The sequence below is a fragment of the Vibrio phycocola genome (genome assembly GCF_054404255.1).
This window is the reverse complement of sequence record NZ_JBTAMQ010000008.1, coordinates 191,437-212,154: the sequence shown is the minus strand read 5'-3', so window position 1 is coordinate 212,154 and position 20,718 is coordinate 191,437. Positions and strand designations below refer to the sequence as shown.

Here is a 20,718-nt window from a genome sequence, read left to right as displayed (position 1 = left end):
TTCCCATTTATGGTGGTGCCTTTTGTAGTAAGGCTTTTCGGCTATATGGAAATAAGATTTATTTGTATTAACATGCGGTTTTTGTTTATTGATTTAAAACAAATAAATGACATATATTTTTGAAATAAGTTGTATTGAAATGAAGTTTTAAAAGATGGGTATAGTGTGATAATACAATGTTAATATATTCAAATAAGGAATATTAATTAATTTCTAATTCTATTTTTATATATTATTAAAAGACAGGTCAAAATAATATAATTATTTTGACCTGTCTTTGATATTAAAATAACGTGATTAATTCTAAAGCTTGATTAAATTAATCAAGTATCCCTGCTTTTTCACGTGCCTCATCTTCACCTGGATATACATATGCGTATTTTTCTCGATAGCTTAACGATGAATCTGGGTGCCACTCCTGAGGAATTGGGTGTAGTTCAGGGTGAACATGACCCTCGTCGTTTAGCGTCAGTTTAACCCATGCGAGATACTTAGAATCATCACGATATGGATAATCTTCACGGTAGTGAGTACCACGACTTTCTTTACGCTCCATGCCAGCGACAAGCTTCATTTCGGCGTTAAGTAGCATATTGCGACATTCATGAGCATTGCGCAGTTCGTGAAAATCCTCGACGCGCAGGTTATTTGCGAACTTTTTCTGCAAGTATTTGATTTGCTTTAGCGCGATTTCCAAGCGATCTTGCTCTTTGGTGTACATAACATAGTAAGGGTACATGATGCCTTGCATTATTCGAGTTACCCAATTTGGGTTGAATCCTTGTTCATTGTTAATAGGGAATAAAATTTGCTCTTTCATTTCCTCAAGAATTAAAACATCGACACTTGGCGTTGGTTGATCTTTTACATATTCAGCTGCAGCCCAACCAGAGCGAGCTCCTTGTACTGCAGACCCTGAAGATGATGAACCAAAACCGGCATATCCGGCGCCATTTTGCATTGAACACATTGCATCACCAGCTGCCCATAAGCCTTCGAGGTTTGAGCGGCCGTTGATATCTTGTGGAAAGACTCCTTCACCTTTATGGTTTCCCATACCCGTGGTTGAATACCCGGTTTTCATGCGTTCGGCTGTACCTGAGCCACTTGTTATATGGCAAGTTCCGCCCGGGCCTTTTAAGTATTGAGGATCCATCGGCTGTCCGCCAATGTTGATACCAATTGCGGTATCGATGCGTAAGCCCATTTGTCCGCCATTGAAATCTTTAGGATCAAGTGGACCGTCTTGACTCGGTGGACCGCCACCTAAACCTAATACCGTTTTCTTACTCGTTGCATCACCCGATGCTCGTTTCAAGCCTTTTTCATCTAGATAGCTAAATGGACGAGAAGGGTGGGCATCGTTGAACTCTTTGCCAGAAATTTGTGCACCAGCACGTATAGCCATCGCATCACCGTCGGCTGTGGTAGACGAACATGGGTATCCCATACCAACGGGTTTAAGTGAAGATGGGCCTGAACAAAGAATGGTGGCTTTTGCTAGAATTGCATACGGTTCACCTGTTTCCATATGGAAACCCATGCCGCCAACCACTTTTTCACCTTCTTTGATAAGCTCGACAATCATCACACGCTCAACCATTTCGACACCGACTGATACTGCTTTGCGACGCATAGGGTCGCCTGCGGCACAGTATTCTATAGACCGGGAAACTGTACCGTGTTGATAGTAATACGGGCGACCTTCTTCTGGATAATCTAATGCGGTAGTTGCACCCCATTCCCGAAGTTCATCAAAACGATCACGCGCTTCATCCATTAAAAGATTAGAGAAGTCTAAGTTGTTTAAATATTCACCTGATAATTTAAACTGAGTTAGGTAATCATCTCGGGTGATCTTTCCGTGGAATTCATCGTAAACAAACCAAGAGTTTGCCCAAGGTGTAAGGCCAGACCGACCAGTACGACCTTTCACTGCCATCGTAACTTTAGCGCCTGCTTCAGCTGCTTTTACTGCAGCAAAGCAGCCAGCAAAACCACCACCGATAACAAAGATTTCGGTCTCAATAACGTTAAGCTTCATATTCTTTTTGTTACTCATAACTGAACTCCTTATTGGTTTAGGTCTTTGCCAAGATTGACGACATCGAAGTTATGTAACGATGTCATGTATGCGCCTTCTGAGATTTCAATACAATCTGCAGGGCAGAAGTGTGCACAAAGCCGACATACTTGACAGTCATCAACGTAAGCAATTTTTGAGCGGCTACCACAGGTTAAGCAGCGTTCAGCTTCTCTTTGAGCTTGCGCTCTAGTGAATGATTGCATAGTTTCGTCGAAATTCGCGACGCGAACTTGTGCATCGGTAGACGTACGCTCTTGGCGCTCTTCAATGTATAAGTTGTTGCCTTGTGGAACAGGTTTTGCAATCTCTTGTTCTACTTCCGGTTGTGCCAACTCTTCACCTTTTAAGTAGCGGTCAACCATTACAGCAGCACGTTTACCGGAGGCAAGAGCCACGACGACGGTTGTTGGTCCTGTTACACCGTCACCAGCGCCAAATATATCTGATTCAACTTGTAGAGTTTGCTTATCAGCTTGAATATACCCTCGTTTGTTAGTTGCAACTTCAGATGGTACCAATTCTGCTTCAGCAGTTTGGCCGATGGCCATGATTACTGTTGTAATTTGAAGTTGTCCAACAACCTCACTACCAATTGAAGGGTTAAATGAAAGATCGGCATTTCGAACGCTTTCACATTCTAGTAGTGAGACGCCTGACAATGTTCCATCTGTTTGACTGAATGACTGAACACTACGCTGAGTATGGAAAATTACACCTTCTTCTTTTGCTTCTTTGATCTCTTCTGCGAGTGCAAGCATGTTATCTTTGTGTCCAGGCTCTATACGCTCTAAGCAAACTACATGCACTTCTTTTGCACCTAAACGAACAGCGGTACGAGCTGCATCTAACGCCACACTACCACCACCGATTACAGCAACACGTTGGTCAATAGAGTCAACGTTACCCGTACGCACACCTTTTAGGAATTCAATTGCTGTAGTTATTCCTTTAGAGTCAGCACCAGGTACCTTTAACAGCATTGGTTTTGCTGCACCGGTTGCCGCAATAAACGCTTTAAACCCCTGCGCTTCTAATTCAGTTTTAGTTATGTCTTTACCCACCGCAACACCAGTCTTAAACTGGATGCCCATTTTTTTATAAAAATCAATCTGTTGGGCGATAATTTCGTTAGACAAGCGGAAAGCGGGAATTGAATATTGAAGAAGACCGCCCGGTTTTTCATCTTTTTCGAATACGGTAACTTGATAACCTTTTTGAGTCAGCGTATAGGCTGCACTTAGGCCTGCTGGCCCAGAACCAATAACGGCGACTTTATCACCACTGTTACAAGGTGGCACAACACCATTATCTAAAACGATATCACCTAAATATTGTTCAATCCCGTTAATGTTGATGGCGGTATCGACTTGAGCACGGCTACATTCTGTCTCACAAGGGTGAGGGCAAACACGACCAGTAATAGAAGGCATTGGATGGCGCGATTGCAATGCAGCAGCGGCATCGTTTATTTGGTTTAATTTGATGAGATAGTGATATTCACGTTGATTTAGTCCTAGTGGACAATCACTACTGCATGGTGAAATTTCCGGTTGATTCTCTGAGGTGTCAAGCCGAAATACATCCATTGGGCAAGATTCAACACAGGTTCCGCAACCTATGCAATCTTCCGTATATATCTTTCTTACAGGCATTGCTCGTGCTCCAATACTATTTATATTTGTAATTTAGTTGCCCAGGGTAACTAATTGGGCAAAATTTTTAGTTTGTTACGTTGTTAATCATCTTTTTTAATGTTGATTTAAAGGCTTCAGCTTCTTCTGCGCTGATGCCTTTAAATACGCTATCTTTATGTTCATCAATGGTTCTGTGGACTATGGCTCGTATTTTGTGACCTTCAGGTGTTAAAAATACGTCCTTATTTCGCTGGTCATCACTGCGTTGGACTCGTATTGCTAGGTTGTTCATCTCGAGTAAATTCAGAGCTTTGACGACCGAAATTTTATTCATTTTTGTCAGTTCGGATAAACGTTTTTGACTCAGTCCGTCTTCTTCAAACAAGTACAACAGTAAGTGAAGCTGTTGGCTTGAAACATTAAGGCCTTGCTCACGAACTCGTTTTGCCAAACCTTCTTTTAAATGCTTATGAACGACACCTGTGAGGTTGAGAGGGCAATCGCTTGTGTAACACTTTTTCATCATCAATCTTAAATTTGGTAAATTTCGTTTCCCTAGGAAACTAAAATTAAGAAGCAATTACAATCAAATACTTACTCTTTGTGGTTGTTATGAGCTTTAGATCAAATTTGCTATTTCCATAATGTTAATGGCGTTTTACTTCTGTGGTAATTGTGTTTTAAGTGATGAGTGAATTTTAACAATCTGGAACGATTGTTAACGTTTAATCAGAAGTAAAGTGAATCTGGTTTTCCACTATCCCCACATCTTCAATAGCGACTGATACTATATCGCCATCAGAAAGAGCTTGCGTTCGTCCCGGTGTCCCCATAAATATTAAGTCTCCGGGCTTTAGGGTAAAATAGTGACTAAGATAGCTGACGACTTTACTTACGCTGTGAATCATAAATCGAGTACTCTCTTGTTGAACCACTTCATTGTTTAAACGTGTGGTTAATACGACATTTTCATAGTCGATCCCGCGGGTAATCGTATTCGCCAGTGGCCCAAAACCATCACTGGCTTTCGCTCTCATCCACTGCAAGTCTTGAGATTGCCAACTCCGTTCGGTTAAATCGTTACCTACCGTTACGCCAAATACATAATCTTTTGCATTGGCTTCTGAGACATTTCTAGCTTCTCGGCCGATAACCAAAACAAGCTCACCTTCGAAATGTAAGTTGTGAGCGTCTTTAGGCACGTCGATAGTTTTACCCGATAAAATCAGCGATGAAGGCAACTTGAGAAACAGTGGCGGTGCTTGTTCAGAAGGAGAGGAGAGGTGGCTGGCGAAGTTCATACCTACGGCAAAGACTTTTTCTGGCTCTGTTGGAAGTAAAAGTTCAACGTCTTGGAACGATAGTGGTTTACTACTCAAAGTATATTCAGAAAAAATATCACCGATTATCGGTTGGATTGAAATCCCTTCTACTTTTCCATAATAAGTGTTTTGTTGGTATTGGTAGCGAACATATTGCTCTGGTGCCGCTTGGACAGTACCAGCGAGTAATAATGTAATAAAGAACAGATATCTTGCCATGGAGTTCTCCTTGCTAAGAATTTTTGAAGCTCTTCGGTGTGAGCGCGCATCGACCATATAACTGTTAACTTATCAGATATGAATAATAAATAGATGTCTTTTTTGGTTGAGTGCTAAACCCAGCAACGCAAAAAATACATTGTTGCTTGATTAATTCCTATCCCGAATTTCGTATTTAACTACACAAACAGCCAACTTTTCATAATTTCCCTAAGAATTTTTAAACCTTTGTTTATATGTGTATATAGGTGAAATTGTAATCAGGTAATGAAAGTTGACCTAGCGCACGAATAATTCGATCAATATTTCATAAATGACAGCTGCTCGTTTCACTGGTGGGAAAAACAGTCTTCATATCGTGATATTTCGTCACTGAGAATGATTTTTGTGACCAATATCATGAGCTTCATTTCATAAATAGGATGTTCGATCTTATTTTTGCTGTTCTGAGTTGTTTCAATCGGAGTAGAGTTTGTTGCAGTTGAAACAAGAAGAGAATTCTTACAATGCTCAGGAAAGATATTTTATCCCCCAAAGAAGCCGCTGCAAAAGTCGAAGATGGCATGACTGTTATGGTCGGCGGATTTATGACAATAGGTACTCCAGAAGCGTTAGTCAATGCCGTTGCTGACTCTGGCGTGAAAAACCTAACGATTATTTGCAACGATGCAGGCTTGCCTGGTAAAGGCGTTGGTAAGTTAATTGAAAATGGTCAAGTGTCGCGCTTGGTTGCTTCTCATATTGGACTGAACCGTATTGCTGGTCAGAAAATGAATGCTGGTGAAATGGAAGTTGATCTGGTCCCACAAGGTACGCTCGCCGAGCAAATACGATCTGCTGGAGCGGGCCTTGGTGGTGTTTTGACCAAAACAGGCCTTCATACTCTTGTCGAAGAAGGTAAGCAAAAAGTTACGGTTAATGGTCAAGAATATTTACTTGAAGAGCCAATTAAAGCCGATGTGGCGCTTCTAAAGTCAAGTTTGACTGATGTTTATGGAAACACGTCATTTAATAAAACAACTGCGAACTTTAATCCAGTAATGGCAACCGCTGCCGAGCTTGTCATGGTTGAACCTGACCAAATCGCAGAACCTAACGAAGTTGATCCAAATAACTTCTCTCTTCCTTCAGTTTTAATTGATTTCATCGTGAGGTAATTGATATGTCCATGAAAGATATGATTGCTAAACGTGTTGCTCAAGAGCTGAACATTGGTGATTTAGTAAATTTAGGCATCGGAATGCCAACATCAGTTGCGGATTTTGTACCCGCTGATAAACACGTAGTCTTCCAATCTGAAAACGGTATGGTCGGCCTCGATGCGACGCCTGCTGAAGGTGAAGAAGATTGGGACCTGACTAATGCTGGTGGAACACCTGTGACCGCTGTTGAAGGTGCTGCTTATTTTGACTCAACATTCTCATTTACTTTAATTCGCGGTGGTCATGTTGATGCAACCGTTCTTGGCGCGATGGAAGTTGACCGCGAAGGCAACCTTGCAAACTACATGATTCCTAAAAAGATGGTCGCTGGAATGGGCGGCGCGATGGATTTAGTAAGCGGGGCTAAGCGCGTCATTATTATGATGACTCACTGCAACAAAAATGGCGAGCCTAAAATTCTTGAAGAGTGCACCTTACCACTCACTGCAGCCAAGTGTGTTCATCTAATTGTTACCGAGCTGGCAGTTATCGAACCAACTGAAGCTGGCCTAGTACTTAAAGAGATTGCTTACAACACAACCGTTGAAGAAGTTATTGACCGAACAGGTACTGAATTAATCATACCTGAATCAATTGAAATATTTGGAGAAGAATAATGAAACTCGTTCAAGCTAAAGACGTATCTGAATATCAACCACCAGCGCATTTTAATGTTGCTTGTCAAAAAATTCAGGGTCCAGAAACTGGCCTAGCTAAGTTTTGGCAAGGTCTTTCAATTTTTGAAGCTGATGGTGGCGCTGAGTGGCAATACGCCGAAGGCACATTCGGATGTGAGACTGAAAAAACCTATTTTGTTATCGAAGGTGAAATCACAGTGGAAAACGAAGCGGGTGAAACCTTTGTTGCAGGGCCACTTGATTCAATCTCCATGCTGCCAAATGAACAGCGCAAAATGTGGGTGAGTGGTGGCACTGTTGCTAAAGTTCTCGTCACGATTACCGCAGCGTAAAAGTTATTAAGCAACACAACAGATTAATAAATTAAATTTAAAAATATTAGAAGGTACAGAATAATGGTCATGACAAAAACATGGGATAACGACTTCGCAAAAAACTGTTTCGATCTTACAGACCGAGTTGTTGTTATTACTGGTGGTAACGGCACATTAGGCGCAGCATACGCTCAAGCATTTGCTTTACATGGCGCAAAAGTTGTTGTTACTGCTCGTAAAATGGAAACACTGCTAGAAACTGTAAAGTCAGTTGAAGAAGTAGGTGGTGTATGTACTGCTATTTCTGGTGACGTAACAAGTGTTGAAGCACAGCAAGCTATCGTAGATCAAGTTGATGAAATGTACGGCCGTATCGATATTTTAATTAACAATGCTGGCATGGCATTCCGTGCTCCAGCTGGAGAAATGCCTGCAGACAAATTCGAACAAGTATTGAGCGTGAATGTTACTGGTACTCTTGTTCCTTGCCAAGTTTTTGGTAAGTACTTCATGAAAAAAGGCCAAGGCAAAATCATCAACACATCAAGTGTTCGTGGATTCTGTGGTCACCCAGATGGATACTCTGCGTACTCTGCATCTAAAGCCGCTGTTGATTCAATCACTAAGCAATTGTCTACAGAATGGTCAATCAAAGGTGTGAAAGAAGGTTTCCGCATCAATGTAAACGCAATCGCACCAACATTGATTAAGTCTCCATTAACTCAAGAAATCTGTGAAGATCCAGCGCGTATTGCTCCTTTCCTAGCTCGCTTACCAATGGGACGTGTTGCTGAAACTAAAGACATGTTTGGTTTGGTTCTTTTCCTCGCATCTGATGCATCTGACTTTATTAACGGTCAAATTGTCTACGTAGACGGTGGCTGTACAGCGGGTTAATTGCTTGCTGGTTGTCCTCCTGAAATTTACGAAAGGTGAATTATGAAACACACTGACATTAAAAATATTACGATAGCTGGCGGATCTGGAATGATGGGCGTGGGAATTGCGCAAATCTTTGCAGCGGGCGGCCGTAATGTCACGATTAAAACACGTAACGTTGCAAATTGTTCTGTTCACGAAGATATGGCATCTCAATTAGATATGTTCATTCGTGAAGGCCTGCTTGATGCTGACCAAAAACATAACATTCTTGATAAAGTTACGATTACAGCTGATGCGATTGAAGCATATTCTAACGCTGATCTTATTTTTGAATCTGTACCAGAAGTTATGGATATCAAGCACGCAACGTTCAAAGAAATGGAAGCGCACGCAAGCCCAGAGTGTATTTTTGCATCGGGTACATCTGTGAAATCTATTACTGAGATAGCTGAAGTTGTAGAGAAAAAAGATCGCGTTGTGGGTATGCACTTTTGGAACCCAGCGGTACTTATTCCATTAGTTGAAGTTATTCGTACTGAAGCGACGAGTGATGAAGCTATTGATGTTTGTATGGACTTGCTCACCGATTGTGGTAAAGCACCAGCAGAATGTAAAAAAGATGTACCTGGTTTCTTAGCTAACCGTCTGCAGCATGCGTTGTGGCGTGAAGCTTTCTATATGTTAGATGCCGGCATTGCTGATGCAAAAACCATCGATGAATGTATTAAAAATTCATTTGGGTTCCGTGTTCCTCAACTTGCCCCATTTGAAAATGCGGACATGGTGTCAACGGAACTTAGCCTGAACATCCATAAGTATATGTTTGAATACTTGTATTCAGGCACAGAGCCTAGTGAAACATTGCAACGTCTTGTTGAAGAAGGCAAATCAGGCTTTAAAACAGGTGAAGGTTTCCAGAAGTGGACCGAAGCTGAAGCAAAACAGTCTAAAGATGATCTATTTAAGTACCTAATTGATCAAACTAAATATCGTAAACAAGCGAAAGCTTAACACGCTATGACGTACCCAATTTTTGGGTACGTTGATTCTACGTAAAATCTAATTAAGAATAATTCATTGGAGCAATAAAATGAGTAACAACTACGTTAACCCGTTCGAAGGTAAAGTGATTGTCGACCTTTCTCACCCTGTTGGTTCTCAGTCACCTCAGTGGCCTTACTTCCCACAACCAGAAGTGACTCGTGCACACGGTCTAGCGAAATCTGGCGTATTAACTCAGTTCTTCAAAATGCCAATGCACTGTGGTACTCACGCAGATTCTCCACGTCACGTAATTGAAACTGAATTTGACGGCCGCCGTGCTCGTTATACTCATGAAATGGATCTGAATGCTTATTGTGGTCCAGCGGTATGTTTAGACCTTTCTGATCTTGAACAGTGGACACTAATCAAAGCAGAACACATGGATGCTGCACTTGCTAAAACAGGTGTAACTCACGCTGAACTAAAAGACATGATCGTGATTATTTACACTGGTATGTGTGAAATCTGGGACGACAGCAAACAGTACTACCACTACGCAACTGGTGTAGGCGCATCTGTTGGCCACTGGTGTATGAAGCACGACATCAAAGCATTGGGCGTTGACCAACAAGCACTTGACCACCCTCTACATACATCTATCGGCGAAAAACTTGCTGGTAAATTGTCTATGGGTCTAGAAGGATACTCAGGTCTTCCTCTACGTCACGAATATATCGAGAAATTTGGTATTGAAGAGTTTGCTCACTTTGATCGCGAACTATATAAAGAAGTTCACGGCGAAGAAGCGTACCAAGAGCTTTACGGTTTAGTAGAAGAAAAAGGTATGTGTAACGGTGTTTGGGAACCATGTCACAAACTGTTATTAGGTAACGGTAAGGTAGGCTGGGAAAACGTTGGTGGTAATGTTGCTAAGATCGCTGGTAAGCGTTGCACAATCATCGGTGCTCCACTGAACCTTTACTGTGGCGATGGTTCTATGACTCGTCTAATGGCTGTTATTGATAAAGACGATGTAAACGATGTTGCAGACCGCGTATACCCATACGGCGATCACTAATTAGATAGTTAATTTAAATTTGAAACTTCTTTGCTGTATTTGATAGTTGCCTACCTACCTACTTAATAATTAAGCGATGAAGTTTCTCTTTTTATGGCCAATCGAATCGGAGTAAAACGAATTCGGGTTGGTTTAATGAAATGAGGCGTAAAATGAAAGACATAGTCATTGTCAGCGCAAAACGTACAGCTGTTGGTGCATTTCTTGGCGCATTTAACAGTGTGTCCGCTGTCGATTTAGGTGTAACAGCGGTAACAGCAGCGCTTGAAGACGCTGGTGTTAAACCAGAGCAAGTTGACACTTTGGTTTTTGGTAATGTGTTAAACGCTGGTTTAGGCCAAAACCCAGCTCGTCAAGTTGCTATTAATGCTGGTATTCCAGCAGACCGTACTGCAAACGTCGTTTCTATGGTTTGTGGTTCAGGACTTAAAGCCGTAATGGATGCAGCAAACCAAATTCGTTGTGGTGAAGCTGAAATTGCCGTAGCGGGTGGGACTGAGTCAATGTCTCAGTCGGGTCACATTGTGTCAGGGATGCGTGCCGGGACTAAAATGGGCGACGGTAAGATGGTTGATACCATGTTACGTGACGGATTGACCGATGCTTTTGGTGGATACCATATGGGTATTACGGCTGAAAACTTGGCGGAGAAATTTGGGTTTACTCGCGAAGCTCAAGATACGTTCGCGGTTCAATCTCAAAATCGTGCAGAAGCTGCTATCACATCAGGTCGCTTTAAGGCAGAAATCGCTCCACATACAATCAGCACTCGCCGTGGCGACACAGTAGTAGATACCGATGAATTTCCGAAATTTGGAGCTTCAATGGAGACGGTTTCTAAACCACGTCCAGCGTTTAAGAAAGACGGTACAGTCACAGCTGCAAATGCTTCTGGTATCAATGATGGTGCAGCGGCAGTTGTTCTGATGACCAAAGAAAAAGCGCAAGAGCTTGGTCTCACACCAATGGCAACGATTAAAGCTCAAGCGACAGCAGGTTGTGCTCCAGAAATTATGGGATACGCTCCTGTTCCGGCAACTGAATTGGCCCTTAAGCGTGCTGAACTGTCAGTTAGCGATTTAGACCTTATCGAAGCGAACGAAGCATTTGCTGCTCAAGCAATGTCTGTTTGTGCAGATCTAGGCCTTGATTCTGAAAAAACAAACGTCAATGGCGGCGCAATCGCTATAGGACACCCAATCGGTTGTTCTGGTGCTCGCGTACTTGTAACACTGCTTCATGAGATGCAAAAGCGTGAATCTCAATATGGACTAGCAACGTTGTGTATCGGTGGTGGCCAAGCGGCTGCACTTATCGTTGAGCGCAGCTAAGCTGAGTTTCTAACCATTTAAAATTTACTTAGAGGTAATATTTATGTCTTTGGCAAACAAAAGAATTGTAACCGTTGCTTGTACTGGTGCATGGCCTAAGAAAGAACAGTTTCCGGATGTACCGGTAACTCCTCGCGAAGAAGCTGATGAAATCATTGCATGTCATGCGGCTGGTGCTTCAATTGCTCACATCCACGTACGTGATGACAACCAAAATGCAACAATGGATCTTGAAAAATTCGTTGAAACTGTTGGTTATATCCGTGAAGCGAAGTGTGACATCGTTCTTAACTTAACCACGTCTGGTGGGCTAGGACTTGCAGATGAAATCCGCATGATGCCTTTCCAAGAGCTACGTCCAGAAATCGCAACGTTTGACGCTGGTACTATGAACTGGGCACACTCAACCGTATTTGAAAATACGCCTGTGTTCTTGGGTAAACTTGCTAAAGAAATGCCTCTAGTAAACGTTACCCCAGAAATTGAAATTTTCGATATCGGTATGATTCATAACGTACTGTTCTATCGTAAGTCTATCGATAAAGCGAATGCAAAAGCACGTGATGCTGGTGAAGCAGAAGTTCATAACCCATTCACTCGTCCACACTTCCAGTTTGTATTAGGTGCACCAGGCGGTTCTCCAGCTGAAGTTCATATCCTTTTACAAATGTTAGATGAAGTTCGTCGTCATTGGGGTGACAACTTTACTTGGGGTGGTTTAGGTATTGGTCGCGGTCACTTACCTATTATCAATGCTTGTATTGCACTTGATGGCCACATCCGTGTTGGTATGGAAGATAACGTTTACTACCGTCGTGGTCAGTTAGCGAAATCCAATGTCGAATTTGTAAACCGTACTAAAGAAATGTTGGCTTGTTGTGACATGGAAATTGCGACGCCTGATGAAGCTCGTCAAATTCTAAATCTTAACAAAGCAAACTTCCCATCGTGGAAATCATATTAATAATCAATTAGTTGATTATTAAGTTTAAAAAGGGATTATTATATATAATCCCTTTTTCATTTGTGCGATGTCTCATAACTGTCGAATTTTTTCATATAGAACGCCAAATGGTATTACTATGAGCGCTATTCGTAAATGTACGTAGTTTGGGCTTTACAATGTTTAACGACGATTTAAAAAAAATGAATATAGTCACAAATCCAAACGCGATTGATCCGCAGCAACTAGTAAGAATGTTATTTTTTATTGAGTTAATCAATGCTGGTTCAATCACTAAAGCGGCTGAGGCACTTAATGTTTCCACCAGCACAGGCTCTCGTTGGTTAAATGATCTTGAGCATGAACTTGGATTAAGTATCTATCAACGAAATAATCCCAATGAGCGTTTAACTGAAGCGGGTTCATTTTTATATAATAAATTCTCCGATATAACAGGTGATATTCATTTAATGATTAATGAATTGACCCAATTTACCAAAGAAACTCGTGGTAATATTCGTGTTTGTTGCACACCTATTTATGCTGAAAATGTTGTATTACCAATCGTGGGTGAATTTCTTGATGAAAACCCCTTGGTTAATATTCAAATGATGGTCACGCCAAGATCAATGGACTATTACAAAGACCATGATTTCATTATTTCTGCAATTGCGGGCTCTGCCTCTAATAAAGATGCTGAATTATTACTAGTTAGGCGAAATTTATTATCTCAAAAATTTATTACTGTCGCATCACCTGAATATATCCGTAAACATGGTGAACCATTAGTTCCTTCTGATTTAATTGACCATCGATGCTTGTACTCTAAAGCACTGCAAAACCAAAATGAGTGGTTGTATAAAAAAGATGGTGAAGTAATGCCAGTTAAGATAATGAAATTCATAGAGTTATCTGATGGTAAAATGGAAGTGGCTGCTGCGTTAAATTCTATTGGTATTACATATGTTCCAGAATTTATTGTTTCCAAATATATTCAAGATGGTTCTTTAGTTTCTCTATTAGATGAATATGAAACCGATGATTGGTTCTTAAATGTATATTATTTACCACAACGGTTTATGACTCATTGTATAAAATCATTCAAAGATTTTTTCTTAGAACATCACAGAGATAAAACGAATAAATTTACAAATCCTCTCTAATTACAATTCATATAATAATACTAGGTCAGAACAAAGGTTCTGACTTTTTTTCATTTAAATTACTCTATTGTAACATTTTTTATTAATGGGAATGGGGTTCCTATATATGCATTCTAATTAAATCGAAATGGTGACCAGACCTTATTTTTTATCGATATATATGAGGCACAATTGCGGTGAAATTGAAGCAAATTGGGCTCGATTGAGACAAATAAAATAAGAGGTTTACTATGAACTCGGTGTTATTAATGGTACTCATTTATAATGTCATCGTTATTGGTGGGATTGGGTGGTACTTAAATCAGAGAGAAAAGGCGTCTGGACAAGTAACAGATATGGCACGGGGGGGAGCTGATGCAAATATGGCTATGTTCTCTGTAACATTAGCTATTACTTATCTCGGCTCTGCGCACGTATATGGATTAATGGAAGTGGCATATGGAATGGGTGCGGTCGCACTTTGGTTCTGTTTTGCTCACACTATTTTAATGTGTGTTATTTGTCTTGGTACGGGCCCTTGGGTTCGTAGGTTTGGTTGTACAACAATCCCAGAACTACAAGGCCAAATGTTTGGAAAACAAATGAGAAACCTAACTGCATGTATTGGTGGTATGGTTGTATTTGGTCTAGTGTCTCTTGAAACACAAGCTCTTGGTATTGCTTTATCGGCAACCAGTGGCTGGACACTTCCTGTATCAGTTGTTGTCGGTGCGATTCTTGGTCTTGCTTACGTTAGTATGGGCGGTATTAAGCAAACCATGTGGGTTAACTTAGTCAATGCAGTTGTGATGTATGGCTCTATTATTATTGCAGGATTCTATTTAGCGTTCGTATTACCAGAAGGTTGGAACGGCGTTAGAGAGTTTTATGTTAATAATGGTCAGGAATTTAAACTCAGCATTTTTGGTAACTCTGACCTGTTATTTGGCTTCGGTATTGCTACAGTATTTTCGGTTGTTTTCTCGCAATCAGTCAACCAACAAGGTATGGCTGCTGCAATGTCGGCGAGAGACGAAAAAGTTATACGTCGCTCATTATGGATCGCTGCACCAATCAACGGCTTATTCGGTGTGTTCCCAGTTTTAGTTGGTCTAGCGGCATTTACTATTCCTGAGTTTGCAGAGTTAGGACCGAAATTAGCCGGTGCAACGTTGGTTACTAAACTTTTACCTACCTGGTTAGTAGTATTATTACAAGCTGGCTTCCTTGGTGCGCTATTGTCAACGTACGCGATGACCGTTTTAGCGCCAGCGACAATATTTACTAAAGATATCATTCAAGCCAACCGTAAAACGCCTATGACGCCAGTTGAAGAAAAACAAACTATTCGTCGTATGATTCTTATTTTTGGTGTTGTGGGTGCGATTCTTACCTTCTTTAATCAACCAGCAATCGTCCCTTCGATTAACTGGCTATTTGCTTGGTTAGCACCACTATTCTTTGTGACTATCGCAGGCTTGTTCTGGAAACGAAATGCTACCGTTGCTACTACCGTTCTCCTAATCTCATGGGCTTGTAACTTAGCATGGACTATTCGCCCTGTTAAAGAAGCGATCATTTCTGTAATACCAGCAAGTGCTCCTTTACAGAATGCACACATCACCGCGGTAGTGGGTTGCGTGCTTACCATTGTATTACTGGCGGTAACGGGCGAAGCTAAATCAGCAATGCTAAGTAAACAAAAAACCGCAACTGTTGGAGGTTAATGAATATGAACTTTGCCGGAGAACTATTTTTAAATGCATTCGCAATGATGATAGCGATTGTCGTAACGGGATATATTGTCTCACGAATATTAACTTCAATTTGGGGTGATAAGTAATGGACCAGACAGATGTATGGATGATTGGTGTTATAGTTTCAGGTGTTGTGTTTTACATTTGCACAATCTACTTCGGACGTGACTAACAACGACTATCAACACATATAATGTATTAAGCATTACCGAATAAAACGTCTGAAAGCAGCTCACTTTGATGAGCTGCTTTTTTCGTGCGTGTGTTTTAATACTATCAATACGCTAAGTCGTTGGAGCTTATATTGAGTTTACCCTGTGGGACAGTTACATACCCCATAACCAAGCGCTAAATACTGTATCGGAAGGATGGTGATGTATCGCTAGAAAGTAGCTCTTCAAAGCGGTCCATATTGAGAGGACTAGAGAAAAGGAAGCCTTGGCCATATTCGCATCCATATTGAGCTAACAAGGCAAGCTGTTCATGTTCTTCTACACCTTCGGCCACAACTTTAATATTTAGATTATTTGCCATACTCACCATCGTTTTACAAAGGGTGTTGCTTGCAATATCTTGATTGAGTTGACTGACAAAACTACGGTCGATTTTAATTATGTCGACGTCAAGTTTCTGCAGATATGAAAGCGATGAATAACCAACTCCAAAATCGTCGATAGCTATTTCAATCCCCATTTTGTTCAGTGCAAATACTTTATCCAGAGCAGACTGATCATTCTCCATTAATGTGTTTTCGGTAATTTCAACAGCAATGGCATGCTTGCCGAGATTCGACCGTTTTAGTTTGTAAATAAGATCATCAAACCAGAGGCTATCCTTACGGAATTGCACAGGTGACGCATTGATTGAAATGGTAAAATTAGGATCGTACACTTGACGGAATCGTTTCGCCGCAGCTATAGCCTGATCCGTGATCCAACATCCGATATTGTTCACTAATCCATTATCTTCTGCATGTGGAATGAAATCGTCAGGTGAAATTAGTCCTTTTTCTGGGTGATTCCAACGTATTAGGGCTTCCGCTTTTTCAATTCGTCCATTACGAATATTAACTATTGGTTGGAAGAATAACTCGAACTCATCATTTTCGATGGCAGTCCTCAAATCGTATAGCATACGTCTTTTGAGTTGCATTTTGTCAAGCATAGGTTGTTCGAAAAAGCGGTAACAGTTTCTACCCGCGTCTTTTGCAGCGTACATTGCTAAATCGGCTTTCTTCATGATCGCTTCAACCGTCGTCCCTGAAGTAGGGTAGGAACAGATTCCGATACTTGCTGTTATGTTGACTTCTTCACCAAGAATTTCAAAGGGCATTGATAATGCTTCTCGAGTTTTTTCGGCGATATGAGATATTGCGGTGCGATCGCAAGTTTCGTTTACTAGAAGCGTAAACTCGTCGCCACCTAGGCGGGCAAGTGTATCTTTAGAGCGTAAACTGGCTTTAATTCGATTTGCCGCTGAAATAATGAGCAGGTCTCCAGCATCATGCCCCATGGTATCATTGACCTCTTTGAATCCATCCAGGTCGATGAACATTAAAGTGAAAGTATGGTCAATAAAGTCGTTAATTAATTCGCTCATTAACTCAATCAGATAACGCCTATTTGGGAGATCGCATAAAATATCTTTATAGGCTTGATCCTTGAGACGAATATTGGCAACTTTCAATTGTTTTGTTCGTTTTGATACTTGCCATTCTAGTGTTTGGTCTCGTTGCTCAATGGTGGCAAGCATTGAATTGAAGCATCGTGTTAAGTCGCCAATTTCATCTTCACGAGAGTGCTCCGCTCGCAGAGAGTAGTTATTACTTTGTGTCACTTGATTAGCAGTAAACGCAAGCCGGCTTATCGGTGTGGTAAAGTGACGGCTGACGGCGACCGATACACCAAAGCTGATAAAAAGGGTTATCCCTAGTATTATGGATATAAAAATCACAAAAAATTGCACATGCTGGTCAATTAAACTGTCATCCGCTTGAATGATCAATTCACCATAATAGGTACCCTCCATAACAAGAGGAGCACTAATTTGCTTTAATTTTATTTGTGATTGTAGCGGCAGCTCGATGTTCGTTTGAGCAACAAAAATGTCACCATTCGAATCGTGAACTGTTACCTCTACGATACTGGGCTGATCATTTAATGGCTGGATGAGTTCATTGGCAGTGTCTTTGTCATCGAATATCAGAGAGGCAGTCAAATTTGGCGCTAGTATGTCAGCAATAGATTGTAAGCGAAGTGTTTCAGAGCTTTCAGCTGTATTGTATTCATAAACCGAGAAAACAAGAGACGATATCGTGGTTGAAATTACAGCAATCATCATCAAACGTATCGTAAGCTGCGTTTGAAGTGTTTGCTTAATCTTTGGCCATAGTCTTATCATTTCGAGACATCCTCAATAACTCGACCCATTCTCAAAACCTTCGAACTTAATTTAATGCCATTCTCTTCCAATGAATTAGGAGCGACTTCAAAACGAACCTTACCACCAGCAATGAAAAAGTTAATATGGCCACCTTGTTTGATAAAATCTCTCGATTCTCCGACAACCATTGTTCGCTTTAATTGAGAGCTTTGTAGATATTGCTTAGTATTGGGTGTATTTGAACTAATAAATATCGAATGACAATGTGCTTTCTGGAGTGAATCAGGTGTACCGATATAGTCTATTAAAACGGACTTGCTTTTTACTTTTTGTTCTTTCAATACGTCAGTTGCTACCTGCTGAAAAACTGGGTCAGTAGTGCAAATTATGTACTGCTTTTCGTTATCGCTATTAAACCATTCTCCCTCACTGTATCGGGCAAAATTGTAGATAAATCCGGCTTTTAGCGCTTTTTCGCGATCATCGGCACGCGAAAACCCTGGCAACAGTGTTACCAGTAATAGGATCATGAACAGCGCGCGTCTTAACATGCTTTACTTAGCCGATTAAAATGTGAGTAGTAATTTTGCTGTAACTGTTGGTTCGATGTAACTTGGAATCGTAAACGTCATATTGGTGTCAGCATATTCTATATACGAATTATTTAATAAGTTATTCGCCGACAATCCAATCATAATTTGTTGTGACATCAGCCAATTCCAATTTAAGTCTAACGCATAAAAATCGTCGGTTTCATAGGCTTCGCCATCTTCGTAACGCAAAACACTATAAATCATATGGTTATCATTAATACGTGCTGAGGTCTTAAATAGCCATTGTCTAATTATCGAATCGTTACTCAGAGTAGCAACGTTACTGTTCGGCAGGGTATAATCGATTGATATATAAGAGTATCCGAGCTCAGACTTGATATTGTCGGTAAACTGCTTAGTTAGCACAAGCTCACCGCCGTAAGTTTCAAGCTCAACATCGGTGATGAAGGTTTGATTCACGTAGGCATTGTTTATGTAGTCGATTAGTGCAGCAGGATCATTTATAGCTAAACCAACAAACACGTCTGCTAACGAGTAACTCGAATCAGAGTCAAATGACGATTCTAGTGCGGTAACATTATTTGAATTGGTATGAAACAAAGAAATATCTGCCGTCCAGTCAGTGCTGTTGTAGCGATAACCGATTTCTTTGGACACCGATGTTTCTGCCTCGACATCTTCATTGCCTTTAAGCATTTGCGTCACATACATATCTTCATATGCACTTAGGCTTGGGTCAAGTTCTGAGACAGAGACTCCTCCCACTGTGATATCGGCACTATATTCGATCAATGATGGAATTCTTACGCCTCGAGAAACAGACCCCCAAAGTGTATGACGAGAGTCTGGCGTCCAGACCAACCTTGCCATCGGTTGATGTTCCCAACCTGTCATTTCATTGTGTTCGGATTTATTGCCAATAATGAACTTCAATTCGTCAGGTGACAATTCAAACTGTGCTTGGATAAATGCACCATATTGTTCCATTTTATATGAGTCGTTTTCTATGGCTACATAGTCAGTTTCGGAAAGCTCAAGATCCGCATAGCGATAGTTGATACCCCAGTCAAACTGAATTGAATTCATCAATGCGTTGCGCTGATAATCAATATCGAGAGTGTTGTTGTTCTCTTGGTAATACATGTTTTTGCTTGTCGTGCCCGTGTAAGCCACCTGCAACATTTGACTGGTATCTCGATCGACGGAATGGTCTACTCGAGACATTAACGAATAATTCCGACGATTATCTTCATCAGTAATAGGGGTATTGACGTGTGTTGTAGCATCTGGAACTCGGATACTACTGCCAATGTCTTGTTCTTGATATTGACTTTGTACCAATAAGAAAAGGTCGTCTCGCAAGTTGAGATCGAGCCTTCCCATAATACTTTCAGATTCACTGTAATCATTAGTACCTATATCAAATTTATAGGCATCATCTGATTCGCTCATCGTGCGAGATTGGGCAGATAGTCGAAATGAACCTAGGTTGTCTAAGTCATTGCCATAGCGCACAACTAAATCATGATCGATTTTGCTGCCTGTAGCGGCATATACTTTTGTACCACGAGTATCTTCACTATGCTTCGTTATTATATTGACGACGCCATTGGTTGCGTTACTTCCCCACAGTAAACTACCTTGGCCACGAATAACTTCTATTCTATCAATATCGAATAGAGATAAATTTAGCGACTGCCAATTTACTCCTGCATGGATAGGGTCATACACACTTAGGCCATCAACCAATACAAGCAGTTTACTAGAGTAGACTCCTGCGCTTGAACGGATACTGACAGCCCAAACATTATTGTCGATCTGGCGAACCTGCATCCCTGGTACAAGTTTCAATGCTTGAGGAATGGAATCTGCTCCAGCGCTTATAATATCATCACCGGATAACACATAAACGGAGGCAGCCGTTTCACGAGCGGATTGCAGTCGTTTCATGGCGGAAGAAAGTTGTACATCCGAGCCCATAAGGGATTCCATGTCAAGTGCATCGAAGTCGAGGTCACTGGCTAAAGCGAATGTGGGTGCTAAGGTAGTAATTAAAGCTATTCGACAGAAATGGTTCATAAATATTCCTCAAGATAACATTCATCTCGGCTTTATCCGATCGACTCTTGATATAAATTCACGTTATAAATCAACTATAGTCAACGTTTTTAAATTTTAATACTGTCAAGATTATGGACAATTACATGTCAACTTATTGACTATTTTAACGTTTAGTAAATACTAAAAACT

General features: G+C 41.0%; 17 protein-coding genes. 10 read left to right on the top strand and 7 right to left on the bottom strand.

Annotation, left to right across the window (positions count from 1 at the left end; all coding sequences use genetic code 11):
- Positions 1 to 319: 319 nt before the first annotated feature.
- The 4 genes from ACXJY6_RS12690 to ACXJY6_RS12675 all read right to left on the bottom strand — a co-directional run bounded on the left by ACXJY6_RS12690 (position 320) and on the right by ACXJY6_RS12675 (position 5,261).
- Positions 320 to 2,062, bottom strand: coding sequence for an FAD-binding protein (locus ACXJY6_RS12690; protein WP_456049930.1), 1,743 nt, complete (start codon positions 2,060 to 2,062; stop codon positions 320 to 322).
- An 11-nt stretch (positions 2,063 to 2,073) separates the two neighbouring features.
- Positions 2,074 to 3,738 carry an FAD-dependent oxidoreductase gene (locus ACXJY6_RS12685; RefSeq protein ID WP_456049929.1) on the bottom strand — a complete coding sequence of 555 codons (1,665 nt, stop codon included), beginning with the start codon at positions 3,736 to 3,738 and terminating at the stop codon, positions 2,074 to 2,076.
- A 67-nt stretch (positions 3,739 to 3,805) separates the two neighbouring features.
- Complete coding sequence (locus tag ACXJY6_RS12680; protein ID WP_456049928.1) at positions 3,806 to 4,243, bottom strand: MarR family winged helix-turn-helix transcriptional regulator; 438 nt, start codon at positions 4,241 to 4,243, stop codon at positions 3,806 to 3,808.
- Between the two features lie 202 nt (positions 4,244 to 4,445).
- Positions 4,446 to 5,261, bottom strand: a complete 816-nt coding sequence (locus ACXJY6_RS12675; protein WP_456049927.1) for a fumarylacetoacetate hydrolase family protein — start codon at positions 5,259 to 5,261, stop codon at positions 4,446 to 4,448.
- 506 nt (positions 5,262 to 5,767) lie between these two features.
- Here ACXJY6_RS12675 and ACXJY6_RS12670 point away from each other — a divergent pair.
- From ACXJY6_RS12670 to ACXJY6_RS12625, 10 genes are all read left to right on the top strand, one after another.
- Entirely contained in the window at positions 5,768 to 6,418 is a 651-nt protein-coding gene (locus ACXJY6_RS12670) for a CoA transferase subunit A (protein WP_456049926.1), read from the top strand.
- Between the two features lie 5 nt (positions 6,419 to 6,423).
- Positions 6,424 to 7,080 carry a 3-oxoacid CoA-transferase subunit B gene (locus tag ACXJY6_RS12665; protein ID WP_456049925.1) on the top strand — a complete coding sequence of 219 codons (657 nt, stop codon included), beginning with the start codon at positions 6,424 to 6,426 and terminating at the stop codon, positions 7,078 to 7,080.
- Complete coding sequence (locus ACXJY6_RS12660) at positions 7,080 to 7,433, top strand: cupin domain-containing protein (RefSeq protein ID WP_456049924.1); 354 nt, start codon at positions 7,080 to 7,082, stop codon at positions 7,431 to 7,433. Before ACXJY6_RS12665 ends, ACXJY6_RS12660 begins: the two co-directional genes overlap by 1 nt.
- A 63-nt stretch (positions 7,434 to 7,496) precedes the next feature.
- Entirely contained in the window at positions 7,497 to 8,312 is an 816-nt protein-coding gene (locus ACXJY6_RS12655) for an SDR family NAD(P)-dependent oxidoreductase (protein ID WP_456049923.1), read from the top strand.
- Between the two features lie 42 nt (positions 8,313 to 8,354).
- A complete protein-coding gene (locus tag ACXJY6_RS12650; protein WP_456049922.1) occupies positions 8,355 to 9,308 on the top strand; it encodes a 3-hydroxyacyl-CoA dehydrogenase family protein in 954 nt (317 codons plus the stop codon).
- Positions 9,309 to 9,387: 79 nt separating this feature from the next.
- Entirely contained in the window at positions 9,388 to 10,359 is a 972-nt protein-coding gene (locus tag ACXJY6_RS12645; protein WP_458768580.1) for a cyclase family protein, read from the top strand.
- A 152-nt stretch (positions 10,360 to 10,511) separates the two neighbouring features.
- Positions 10,512 to 11,690 carry an acetyl-CoA C-acetyltransferase gene (locus ACXJY6_RS12640; RefSeq protein WP_456049920.1) on the top strand — a complete coding sequence of 393 codons (1,179 nt, stop codon included), beginning with the start codon at positions 10,512 to 10,514 and terminating at the stop codon, positions 11,688 to 11,690.
- 43 nt (positions 11,691 to 11,733) lie between these two features.
- Complete coding sequence (locus ACXJY6_RS12635; protein WP_458768579.1) at positions 11,734 to 12,654, top strand: beta-keto acid cleavage family enzyme; 921 nt, start codon at positions 11,734 to 11,736, stop codon at positions 12,652 to 12,654.
- A 158-nt stretch (positions 12,655 to 12,812) separates the two neighbouring features.
- The gene (locus ACXJY6_RS12630; RefSeq protein ID WP_458768578.1) at positions 12,813 to 13,796 is read left to right on the top strand and encodes a LysR family transcriptional regulator; all 984 of its coding nucleotides are present in this window, start codon (positions 12,813 to 12,815) and stop codon (positions 13,794 to 13,796) included.
- A gap of 230 nt (positions 13,797 to 14,026) precedes the next feature.
- Entirely contained in the window at positions 14,027 to 15,502 is a 1,476-nt protein-coding gene (locus ACXJY6_RS12625) for a sodium:solute symporter family protein (protein ID WP_458768577.1), read from the top strand.
- Positions 15,503 to 15,880: 378 nt separating this feature from the next.
- Here the strand turns inward: ACXJY6_RS12625 and ACXJY6_RS12620 are convergent, their stop codons facing one another.
- Genes ACXJY6_RS12620 through ACXJY6_RS12610 form a run of 3 tightly spaced genes read right to left on the bottom strand, consistent with a single transcriptional unit; the run spans position 15,881 to position 20,547 of the window.
- Positions 15,881 to 17,932, bottom strand: coding sequence for a bifunctional diguanylate cyclase/phosphodiesterase (locus ACXJY6_RS12620; protein WP_458768576.1), 2,052 nt, complete (start codon positions 17,930 to 17,932; stop codon positions 15,881 to 15,883).
- Positions 17,929 to 18,444 (bottom strand): YfiR family protein, encoded by a 516-nt coding sequence (locus ACXJY6_RS12615; protein WP_458768575.1) that lies wholly within the window; start codon positions 18,442 to 18,444, stop codon positions 17,929 to 17,931. The genes ACXJY6_RS12620 and ACXJY6_RS12615 overlap by 4 nt, the downstream gene beginning before the upstream one ends.
- Positions 18,445 to 18,480: 36 nt before the next feature.
- Positions 18,481 to 20,547 (bottom strand): TonB-dependent receptor plug domain-containing protein, encoded by a 2,067-nt coding sequence (locus ACXJY6_RS12610; protein WP_458768574.1) that lies wholly within the window; start codon positions 20,545 to 20,547, stop codon positions 18,481 to 18,483.
- Positions 20,548 to 20,718: the final 171 nt, after the last annotated feature.

Bases quoted from the DNA above. Each gene is read 5' to 3' on its own strand.
- ACXJY6_RS12690 (WP_456049930.1), bottom strand. From the start codon at position 2,062: ATGAGTAACAAAAAGAATATGAAGCTTAACGTTATTGAGACCGAAATC.
- ACXJY6_RS12685 (WP_456049929.1), bottom strand. From the start codon at position 3,738: ATGCCTGTAAGAAAGATATATACGGAAGATTGCATAGGTTGCGGAACC.
- ACXJY6_RS12680 (WP_456049928.1), bottom strand. From the start codon at position 4,243: ATGAAAAAGTGTTACACAAGCGATTGCCCTCTCAACCTCACAGGTGTC.
- ACXJY6_RS12675 (WP_456049927.1), bottom strand. From the start codon at position 5,261: ATGGCAAGATATCTGTTCTTTATTACATTATTACTCGCTGGTACTGTC.
- ACXJY6_RS12670 (WP_456049926.1), top strand. From the start codon at position 5,768: ATGCTCAGGAAAGATATTTTATCCCCCAAAGAAGCCGCTGCAAAAGTC.
- ACXJY6_RS12665 (WP_456049925.1), top strand. From the start codon at position 6,424: ATGTCCATGAAAGATATGATTGCTAAACGTGTTGCTCAAGAGCTGAAC.
- ACXJY6_RS12660 (WP_456049924.1), top strand. From the start codon at position 7,080: ATGAAACTCGTTCAAGCTAAAGACGTATCTGAATATCAACCACCAGCG.
- ACXJY6_RS12655 (WP_456049923.1), top strand. From the start codon at position 7,497: ATGGTCATGACAAAAACATGGGATAACGACTTCGCAAAAAACTGTTTC.
- ACXJY6_RS12650 (WP_456049922.1), top strand. From the start codon at position 8,355: ATGAAACACACTGACATTAAAAATATTACGATAGCTGGCGGATCTGGA.
- ACXJY6_RS12645 (WP_458768580.1), top strand. From the start codon at position 9,388: ATGAGTAACAACTACGTTAACCCGTTCGAAGGTAAAGTGATTGTCGAC.
- ACXJY6_RS12640 (WP_456049920.1), top strand. From the start codon at position 10,512: ATGAAAGACATAGTCATTGTCAGCGCAAAACGTACAGCTGTTGGTGCA.
- ACXJY6_RS12635 (WP_458768579.1), top strand. From the start codon at position 11,734: ATGTCTTTGGCAAACAAAAGAATTGTAACCGTTGCTTGTACTGGTGCA.
- ACXJY6_RS12630 (WP_458768578.1), top strand. From the start codon at position 12,813: ATGTTTAACGACGATTTAAAAAAAATGAATATAGTCACAAATCCAAAC.
- ACXJY6_RS12625 (WP_458768577.1), top strand. From the start codon at position 14,027: ATGAACTCGGTGTTATTAATGGTACTCATTTATAATGTCATCGTTATT.
- ACXJY6_RS12620 (WP_458768576.1), bottom strand. From the start codon at position 17,932: ATGATAAGACTATGGCCAAAGATTAAGCAAACACTTCAAACGCAGCTT.
- ACXJY6_RS12615 (WP_458768575.1), bottom strand. From the start codon at position 18,444: ATGATCCTATTACTGGTAACACTGTTGCCAGGGTTTTCGCGTGCCGAT.
- ACXJY6_RS12610 (WP_458768574.1), bottom strand. From the start codon at position 20,547: ATGAACCATTTCTGTCGAATAGCTTTAATTACTACCTTAGCACCCACA.